We start from the raw sequence: 8,352 nt of genomic DNA, 5'->3' as shown, positions 1-8,352 counted from the left end.
GCTCGCGCGGTATGGGGCTCCGTCCCGTCTCTGGCAGGGAATGACAGGTCAGTGGCGCCGGTGGTTATGTTGGTGACTGAGGCAATCCGCCTCGTTCTCCAGCAGGAGCCCCATCATGACCTCCTCCGATCCGGGCGTCAGCCCGTTGCGCCGGCGCATGGTTGATGACATGCGCATGCGCAAGTTCGCACCCAAGACCCAGTCCGGGTATCTGCGTGCCGTACGCCAGTTTGCCAAGTATCTCGGGCGTTCACCCGATACTGCTACTGTCGAGGACCTCCGGAATTACCAACTGCATCTGGTCGATCACGGCACCTCGCCGGTATCGCTCAATTCGGCGATCAGCGGGCTGAAGTTCTTCTTCGACGTGACGCTCGGCCAGCCTGAACTGATGGCCCGGATGCAGCCGGTACGCGTGCCTCGCAAGCTCCCGGTGGTGCTTAGCCCCGAAGAGGTGCGGCGGCTGATCGCAGCAGCCGGCAACCTGAAGCACCAGACCGCGCTGTCAGTCGCCTACGGCGCCGGATTGCGCGCGAGCGAAGTGGTGGCACTCAAGGTCAGCGACATCGACAGCCAGCGCATGACGCTGCGCATCGAGCAGGGCAAGGGTCGTCGCGACCGCTATGCGATGCTCTCGCCGGTCTTGCTCGAACGCCTGCGAGTCTGGTGGCGCGTTGCCCGTGCCCAAGGCAGCATGCTCGATGGCGGCTGGCTATTTCCCGGGATGGATCCCGTCGATCCGCTCAACACGCGGCAACTGAACCGTGCCGTTCACGCCGCCGCCGAGGCCGCGCAGATCGACAAGCGCGTAACTCCGCACACCCTGAGACACAGTTTCGCGACGCACCTGCTCGAAGAGAAGGTGGATATTCGCGTAATCCAGGTACTTCTTGGCCACAAGCAGCTCGAGACCACCGCGCTTTACGTGCAGGTCGCCACCGACCTGCTGCGCCAAGTCATCAGTCCGCTGGAGCGTCTGCCTTCCAAGTAACGCGGCGCAGTTTAGTACCTCATGCTCGAAGTCGCGGACATCTTCCGCGCCCAAGGTCCGGTATGGCGACGCACGGTGTCGCTCAGCCTGGGGCAGCTGAAGGTCATGTCGGCCATCGAACAGTGCCGCACCGCGGCGCTGGGCGGGCATGTGCTGCGCTGTTCAGATTGCGCAAAGATCGAAGTCGCCTTCAACTCATGTCGTAACCGCCATTGCACAAAGTGCCAGGCGAGCGCCGCGCGCCGCTGGCTCGACGCGCGTCAGGCCGACCTGCTGCCGGTGGAGTACTACCACGTCGTTTTCACGCTGCCTGCGCCCATCAGCGCCATCGCCTGGTACAACAAGGCCATCATCTACGGGCTGCTGTTCGATATCGCCGCCGAGACGCTACGCACCATCGCCGCTGATCCGAAGCATCTGGGTGCCAACATCGGCGCCACGCTCGTGCTGCATACCTGGGGCTCGGCGCTCACGCATCATCCGCACGTGCACGGTATCGTCCCCGGCGGTGGGCTGTCGCCCGATGGTCAGCGGTGGATCGCCTGCCGGCCCGGCTTCTTCCTGCCGGTGCGTGTGCTCTCGCGCCTGTTCCGCAGGCGCTTCCTCGAAGCGCTTACGGACGCACACCGGCATGGCCACCTGCAGTTCTTCAGCCAGTACGCTAAACTGGCCGACCCAGCTGTCTTTGACGCCTGGCTTGCACCGCTACGTGCCTGCGAATGGGTCGTCTACGCAAAGCGCCCCTTTGCAGGACCCGAAGCGGTGCTGGCGTATCTATCCCGTTATACGCACCGCGTGGCGATCTCCAACCAGCGCCTGCTCGCATTCGATGAACGCGGCGTCACCTTCCGCTGGAAGGACTACCGTGCAACGGGACGCACTCGCTACAAGACCATGACTCTCGAAACCGGCGAGTTCATGCGCCGCTTCCTGCTCCATGTGTTGCCCAGCGGCTTCCATCGTATCCGTCACTACGGATTGCTTGCCAACCCGGTGCGCCGCGCCAGTCTCGCGAAGGTGCGTGAACTGCTGGACGTCACGCCCGGAGTCGACCCGTCACCCCACGAAACCGTCATCGAAACGCGACCTGCCTTCATCTGCCGTCACTGCGGCGCACCGATGATCGTCATCGATATCCTTGCGCGCACCGCACCGATCCGCGCACCACCCACGCGTCGGGCCGAGACATGAACGCAACTGTTCCAGGACGAGCAACCCCATCGTCGGCTCTGCGGCAACGGGGCCCACGAGCGGACGTTCGCGCCTGTCGCTCCCCGCATTCCCTCACACCTTCGATCCGACATCACGATTGCACGACTGCACCCCGTCGGCACATCATTAGCGTTCACTCGGCACACCGCCGGACCGCGCATCCCGTAGTTCCGCAGGTTCTCCTGGTCTATCAATCGCCATAGACCCGAAAACTCCTATTGCATCGGAGCACTCCGCGGTTTCCTCCCTTCAGGTTTGTCCAACGCCTGCCCGCATACGCTTTCTCGCGCTTGCGGGCAGGCGGCATAGGCAGGCGTCGAACAAACGTAAGCGCGAGCTTTAGCACACCGTATCGAGAATTGTTTGCAAGTGACGATCGAGCGTAGCATAGCCGCACCGCGGCGGTTGATATCCACTCGTGAATCTGCATCAGGGTGATGGAAGCGCGCAGTCACGATGACCGGCGCGCGGCCTGTGAGTCAGCCGGTCCCCGCCTTGTCCTGCTGTTGCCGCGCATAATTGAACGGCAGCAGATCAGTCAAATCCGCATCCGGCGCACGCTGCGGCAGCTCCGTGAGTACATGCAGCAGGTAGTCGTACGGCTCGACGCCGCAAGCCCGGCACGTCAGCACCAGGCTGTAGATCGTGGCGCTGGCCTTTGCGCCATCAACCGTGTCACTGAACAGCCACGATTTTCTCGAAGTGGCAAACGGCCTTACGTCGCGCTCGATGACATTGTTATCGATGGCGGCGCGACCATCAGTGACGTAGCGACTGAGATATTCCCATTGGTTGCGCGTATAGGCAATCGCCTTGCCGAGCAAGCTCTGCGGCGTCACCTTCGGTGCCAGTTCATCGAGCCACGCCTTGAAGGCCTCGAGCAGCGGCACACTGTGTTTTTGCCGCAAGTCGTAGGTATAGTCCGCACGTGTCTGGCCGGCGGGCAGATCGCCTTTGGCCAGTGCCTCAACGCGGTATAGGGCCTGGAAGTACTCAAGCGCCTTCGCCACGCGAGCGTTCGGCATCTTCTGCTTGCCAGAGTCCGTCTTTTTCGTAGCCGCTTTGTCCGCCTTGACGAACAGCCTGCGCGCGTGCGCCATGCATCCGAAGTGCGTTGCCTTTTTGAGCGTGCGCCAGGCACTGTAGCCGTCGCTCATCAGCATGCCGCTGTAGTCGCCCAGAAACTTCTTCGGATGCTCCTGACCGCGTCCCGGCTGATACTCGAACAACACCACGGGCTCAGCGCAGTCCTGCGCGCTGCGGTAGCACCACATGTAACTCTTGCTCGACGCGGACTTGCCGGGCTCTTTGAGTACCTGCACGGTTGTTTCATCACCGTGGATCAGCGGTTGCGACAGCAAAGTTTTATGCAGCGCGTCGTACAGGCGGCCGTAGTGCAGTTCGCTGGGGCGAATGACCCAATGGGCGAGCGTGCCACGACTCACCGGAATCTGCCAGCGTGCGAGCGCCTCCTGCATCCGGTACAACGGCATGCCGTCGACGTACTTCGCGGTCGCGACCGTCGCGATCACCGATGCGTCCGCATGGCTGCCCGGGATTGGCTGAACCGGCATCGGCGCAAGCACGACCGGAGTATGTTCGGCGTGCCGCTCGCAATGTCGGCAGGCCCATTTGGAACGTATGTTTTTACGGACCGTCCATTTGACCTCGACGTGCAGCTGTTCGCTGACGTCCTCGCCGATGCGATGCATCAGATTGCCGCAACAGGGACAGCCGCGCTGGTCTTCCGGCAGATCGTATTCGATTGGTTCACGCGTCAGGTAGGCGGGCAATGGCTTGCGTCCGGCCTTGCGTCGTTCAGGCTGGCTGGCCGGGGGCAATCCGGTGACGGGCAGCGCGGGCTGGGCACCCTCATCGTCCTCGTCGCAGGGTTCGGTCCGTGCCATCTGCTCGGCTTCATCAAACACGCGATCCTTGCGTTTTTCGCTTTTCGGTGCGTAACGCTCGGCCTGCAGCAGGCGGACCTGTTCCTCAAGTTGCTCTACGCGCTGGTTCAGTTCGTCGATGTGTTTCGCGTCGTCGGCTACACGCGCCTCGAGGGCGTGGATATAGCCCTGAACGCCCGTAGGTACGTGCTTGAGGTCGGGTGCATTCTTCATGCGCTCCAGGGTAGCGAAGCGCGGCGCGTCGTAGGTTTACCTAAATTCGTAAAAGGCGCACCTCCCGTTGTTTACGTGCAACGCACCGGGCTAGCTGGCGTGCTGGTAATGGCGCACAGGATGACGGCAAAGCGCGTCGATGTCGATACCATCGAGCAGCCAGTGAAGCTGCTGGGTCGTCAGTTCGATCACCTCCTGATGTCGTCGCGGCCACACGAAACGGTCTTCCTCAAGCCGACGCAGCAGCAGCCAGAATCCGGTGCGATCGTACAGCAGGAGCTTGATGCGATCGCATTTGCGGTTGTGGAACGCATACACGGCGTGGGCGAGCGGGTCCATCTGCATCGAGTCCTCAACCAGGGCGGCAAGGGTATTGATGCCACAACGGAAGTCGATCGGCTCGCGGTAGAGGTAGACCCTCAGGTCATCGGCGAAGCGCAGCATCAGCGACTCCTCAACGCGTCGATCATTGCCGTGAGCAGCGCCGTATCCTGTTGGCCACATTCAAGTTCAAGACTCACCCCGTTGGGCAACTGCGCCACCAGGCGTGAGGGCAACGGCGGGCGGTGCGAGGGCCGCATTGCTTCGCGTCGCGTTGAGGCTGGCAAGGCTTCGGACGTCGCCGCCCCGGAAGGCGCGAGCTCTACGATCGGCACGAACGCCGGCACGTGGACGTCAAGAGGCTTCTCCGTGCGGCGGCACTCTGGTCCGCGCTCGCGCTGGACCCATTTGCGCAACTGGTTGGCGTTCACGCCAGCCTTGAGGGCCAGCCCGGACACAGACGCGCCTGGTCTTCGGCACGCCTCGATCAACCGGCGCTTGTCCTCTGGATCAAAGCAGCGCCGGCCGCCTTCATCGATATGCGTGACTTTGAGAGGAAGGAAATCAAGATCGTCTGGGGTCATGTTTGCGTCCGCAAGTTGTGGTTGCGGACACAAGCTTGACCCTCCTCAGTTGGGTTCGCCAGATGCGGAGGAATTACCGCTTACGAACAAACCTTAAGAGGAGCGGCAGGGATGTCGCGGAAAGCGCCGTGCGACGCCGTCTGAAACTCGCTGTTGACGGCATGGAAGACTAATCGACAGTGGACGTTCGCTGCGGCGTTCGCTGATCCCGGAATCGCTTGACCACGCGCACAGTCCAACACACCCGAACGCGCCATCACGCTGACGCAGAACACGCTACGCCCAAGCTCCGGCGAGACGCAGAGTGTCCGCATAGCCGACGCGGCAGGCTTTCGGCCGTCCGTCATTTCCAAATCTAGCGGATTTGAAGTTTTAGTTTAAAGCCAGTTCGCATCCAACAGCCACGCTACGCCGCCGATATGAGTTCGGTAGCATTTGCTCATCCTTACAACGCATGCTGAAAGCGATCGACGCTGGCGAGGCACCACGGGCGGCGACACGCCCGCTTTCGGCTCCAGCCCCTCGTATCGCTGCAGCAAAGGCTTAGATTGGATTGGAGTCGGATGCGAAGGCGACGGCCTGACTGTTATGCGCAATGAAGAACGCGCGGCCCGAATCGGTCGTGCGTTTCACTCGACTATTCGACTGCTGCTTCGACGCGGTCGGTTTGACTGTGATCAAGGACCTTTTCGGCCCTCCGGTATTAAGGCGTCCCGTCGCTTTATCGCTAACGACCCATGGCGATGGTGTAAAGACGCGCCCGGGCGGCCGATGTTAAACTAATAGCGCTAGTCGACCTAGTCATCGTGACGACGACAGCCCTTCCATATCGAATGAACGGCCACCTGTGCCCGTCGTGCCAGTCGCATCAAGCACTTCTCCGGTCTGATGTTTCGTTCGACTTCACAAGGAGAAGTGTTTAGATGGACGAACAGGACGTTCGTGCCTCAAGTGTCACGGGTACATGCGTACGCTGCGGTGGCAAGGTGCTGCGGCCGAGTTCGGCATGTCCTCGTTGCGGCGCGCCTGAGCGGTTTGTGGTTGGCGACAGTGCGCCCGCCGCCAGGAAGCCCAGAGCGGCAGCGCACGGCGCACCGAACACGCGTGTTGATGGTCCAGCTAACCCGCCGCCATGGCCGCTGCAAAATGCATTTTCGTTCGCATCGAACGACGCCGTCTATCCCGACGATGAGGTCCATCCGCCACCGCGCCGCGATGCCGGTCGTCGGAGCATGAAAAAGAGGGCAGTGCTGACGCTTGCGGCGGCCCTCGTGCTGATCGGCGGATCGGGGCTCTTGTTCTCGATTCAGAGCCATGACGCGCAGGAGGAGCCGACGAGATCGATCGCCGCAAGAGGCATGGTGACGTCGAACGACTTGAATCAGCCCGCGCAGGCCAGGACCATGCCGAAGGTTCCGGCGATCGCCCCAAGCTCGGAAGCGCCGCCGCCGATTGACAAGGTATCCGCTGACAAAAATCTGAAGTTGATGCCGCTTGCCCTCGCACGAGCGCACGACGGTCTCCAAAAAAACAACCTACAACTGGCGCGGTCTGGCATTTCTTGGGCGCTTTCGTTGCAGCTGGACAATCCCGAGGCCCTTCGGCTCAAGCAAGATTTGCTGTCGCGGGAGAGGGCTCGCAATGCGGCCTTGCAAGCGGCACGTAGCTGCGTCGTGCAGGAGCGTGCCATGTGTGCCTGGCAAAATGCCAACACTGCGCTTTCGATCGATTCGAGCAGCAACGAAGCGAAGGGACTCGTCGCGCGCTCGATGCAGTAGAGCATCCAGCGGCTGCGGCAGTATTTTGGTCTCAGGCTATTCACCCGTACTACGCGCTCGCTGACGGTGACGGCTCATCTGGAGGGACTCAGAGTTTATTGCACGAGGCGGAAGGTAACAGGGGTCGATCGTGCGCCGTCTCGCTCCATCGTGCTTACGCATTCCGTTCGCCTGAACATCTGCCGAAGCGAGGAGGTTGGCGCTTCAAAAATCTCAGGCGTGCCGATTAAGGCCATCATGCAAGGCGAAATTCCGCGCGCGCAGACGCGTTGATATGCCGGCCAGTTTAGCGCTGAAATGCAGCTATTGTGAGATTGATAGTTATCTCTATAGTTTCGTCTTGATACTCCCGTCGCCTACAAATCCTGTAATGACACGGTTCGATCAATGCTGATTGTCCTCGCCCGCGGAAGTCGATACGAGTCGACTCCGCTTCGAAGATGCCGCCGTAAGGCGGCCGTCCTGGCGTTGCCGTAGACCTAGCCGGGCCACAGGCCCGACCGGCATAGCTTGCAATGTACGCATAACGCGAAGATGCATACGCTCCTGGTGCTTTGACATGACGAATGTCTTGCCGATTGGGGACGGACAGACACGCGTCGAAAGACCTTGCGCCCGTCTGACACGAATCGGTTGAGCCGCATCAACATTGCTGTCTTTACTGCTTGCTCCTGCTAATGGAGGATCGCGTGCGGCCAAAGCGGTCATCCGGTTGCTCGAAAGCGCAGTCACCCCAATGACTCGATTGATGCCAACTTCGGCCAGTCGTCTGCAGGAATTCTCGCATTGCTTCAGTGCAATGGAGTTCGGATCAGACAGCTCATCCAGAAGAGAGTGACTGGAGTTTCTCGCGCTTCTATGTTCCGCGGGTGTCAATTCCGGTTTTCGGCTCGTCAACAACGCTGATACGTTGCGTAGATCTGCATGCGTAGATCTTGATGAGCCAGTTTCGCCACGATGCACGGTTGTTCACGTGGCTGTCGCGGCTCGTGCCCAACGTGTGTTACGCGCGATTGCGGGGCTCGCGCGGCGTCACAATGTCATTCCGATTGTGTATGCGCCCGACTACGTCGAACGGGCCGATGCCGTGATCACGTGCGACGACAATACCTTTTCGATAAAGCCGCGCGCTCGGGCGCGCGATCGAGCGCGGCGCCGCACTCACGCAGCAGCTTTTATCCTTCGCGCGGCAACAGCCGCTACAGGCTGAAGTGCATGATCTGGCGGCCCTGATTCGTGATTTCGAACCCATGCTGGCGCGTGTTGGGACGCGCACCGCCTCTTGCGAAGTGAAACCATCGGATCAGCCAGCCTTCGCCTCCGTCGATGCGCCACGCTTCGAGGCG

General features: G+C 61.2%; 6 protein-coding genes. 3 read left to right on the top strand and 3 right to left on the bottom strand.

Going from position 1 to position 8,352, the window contains the following annotated elements; translation table 11 throughout:
- Positions 1–115 precede the first annotated feature (115 nt).
- Complete coding sequence (locus BG60_RS35705; protein WP_008344704.1) at positions 116–991, top strand: tyrosine-type recombinase/integrase; 876 nt, start codon at positions 116–118, stop codon at positions 989–991.
- A 21-nt stretch (positions 992–1,012) separates the two neighbouring features.
- Positions 1,013–2,182, top strand: coding sequence for an IS91 family transposase (locus BG60_RS35700; RefSeq protein ID WP_008344701.1), 1,170 nt, complete (start codon positions 1,013–1,015; stop codon positions 2,180–2,182).
- A gap of 500 nt (positions 2,183–2,682) precedes the next feature.
- Here BG60_RS35700 and tnpC read toward each other — a convergent pair whose 3' ends face one another.
- The 3 genes from tnpC to tnpA form a co-directional block, all read right to left on the bottom strand.
- Positions 2,683–4,323: an IS66 family transposase gene (gene tnpC / locus BG60_RS35695; RefSeq protein WP_008344502.1), complete on the bottom strand. Its 1,641-nt coding sequence runs from the start codon at positions 4,321–4,323 to the stop codon at positions 2,683–2,685.
- A gap of 90 nt (positions 4,324–4,413) precedes the next feature.
- Positions 4,414–4,767, bottom strand: coding sequence for an IS66 family insertion sequence element accessory protein TnpB (tnpB, locus tag BG60_RS35690; RefSeq protein ID WP_008344499.1), 354 nt, complete (start codon positions 4,765–4,767; stop codon positions 4,414–4,416).
- Positions 4,767–5,228 carry an IS66-like element accessory protein TnpA gene (gene tnpA, locus BG60_RS37740; protein ID WP_008344497.1) on the bottom strand — a complete coding sequence of 154 codons (462 nt, stop codon included), beginning with the start codon at positions 5,226–5,228 and terminating at the stop codon, positions 4,767–4,769. Before tnpA ends, tnpB begins: the two co-directional genes overlap by 1 nt.
- Before the next feature lie 923 nt (positions 5,229–6,151).
- Here tnpA and BG60_RS38615 point away from each other — a divergent pair.
- Positions 6,152–7,006: a hypothetical protein gene (locus BG60_RS38615; protein ID WP_144403659.1), complete on the top strand. Its 855-nt coding sequence runs from the start codon at positions 6,152–6,154 to the stop codon at positions 7,004–7,006.
- The last annotated feature ends 1,346 nt before the right edge of the window (positions 7,007–8,352 follow it).

This window comes from Caballeronia zhejiangensis (assembly GCF_000698575.1).
Taxonomy (GTDB): domain Bacteria; phylum Pseudomonadota; class Gammaproteobacteria; order Burkholderiales; family Burkholderiaceae; genus Caballeronia; species Caballeronia zhejiangensis.
Note: the sequence above shows the minus strand (reverse complement) of the source record. Positions and strands in the feature narration are given on the sequence as shown.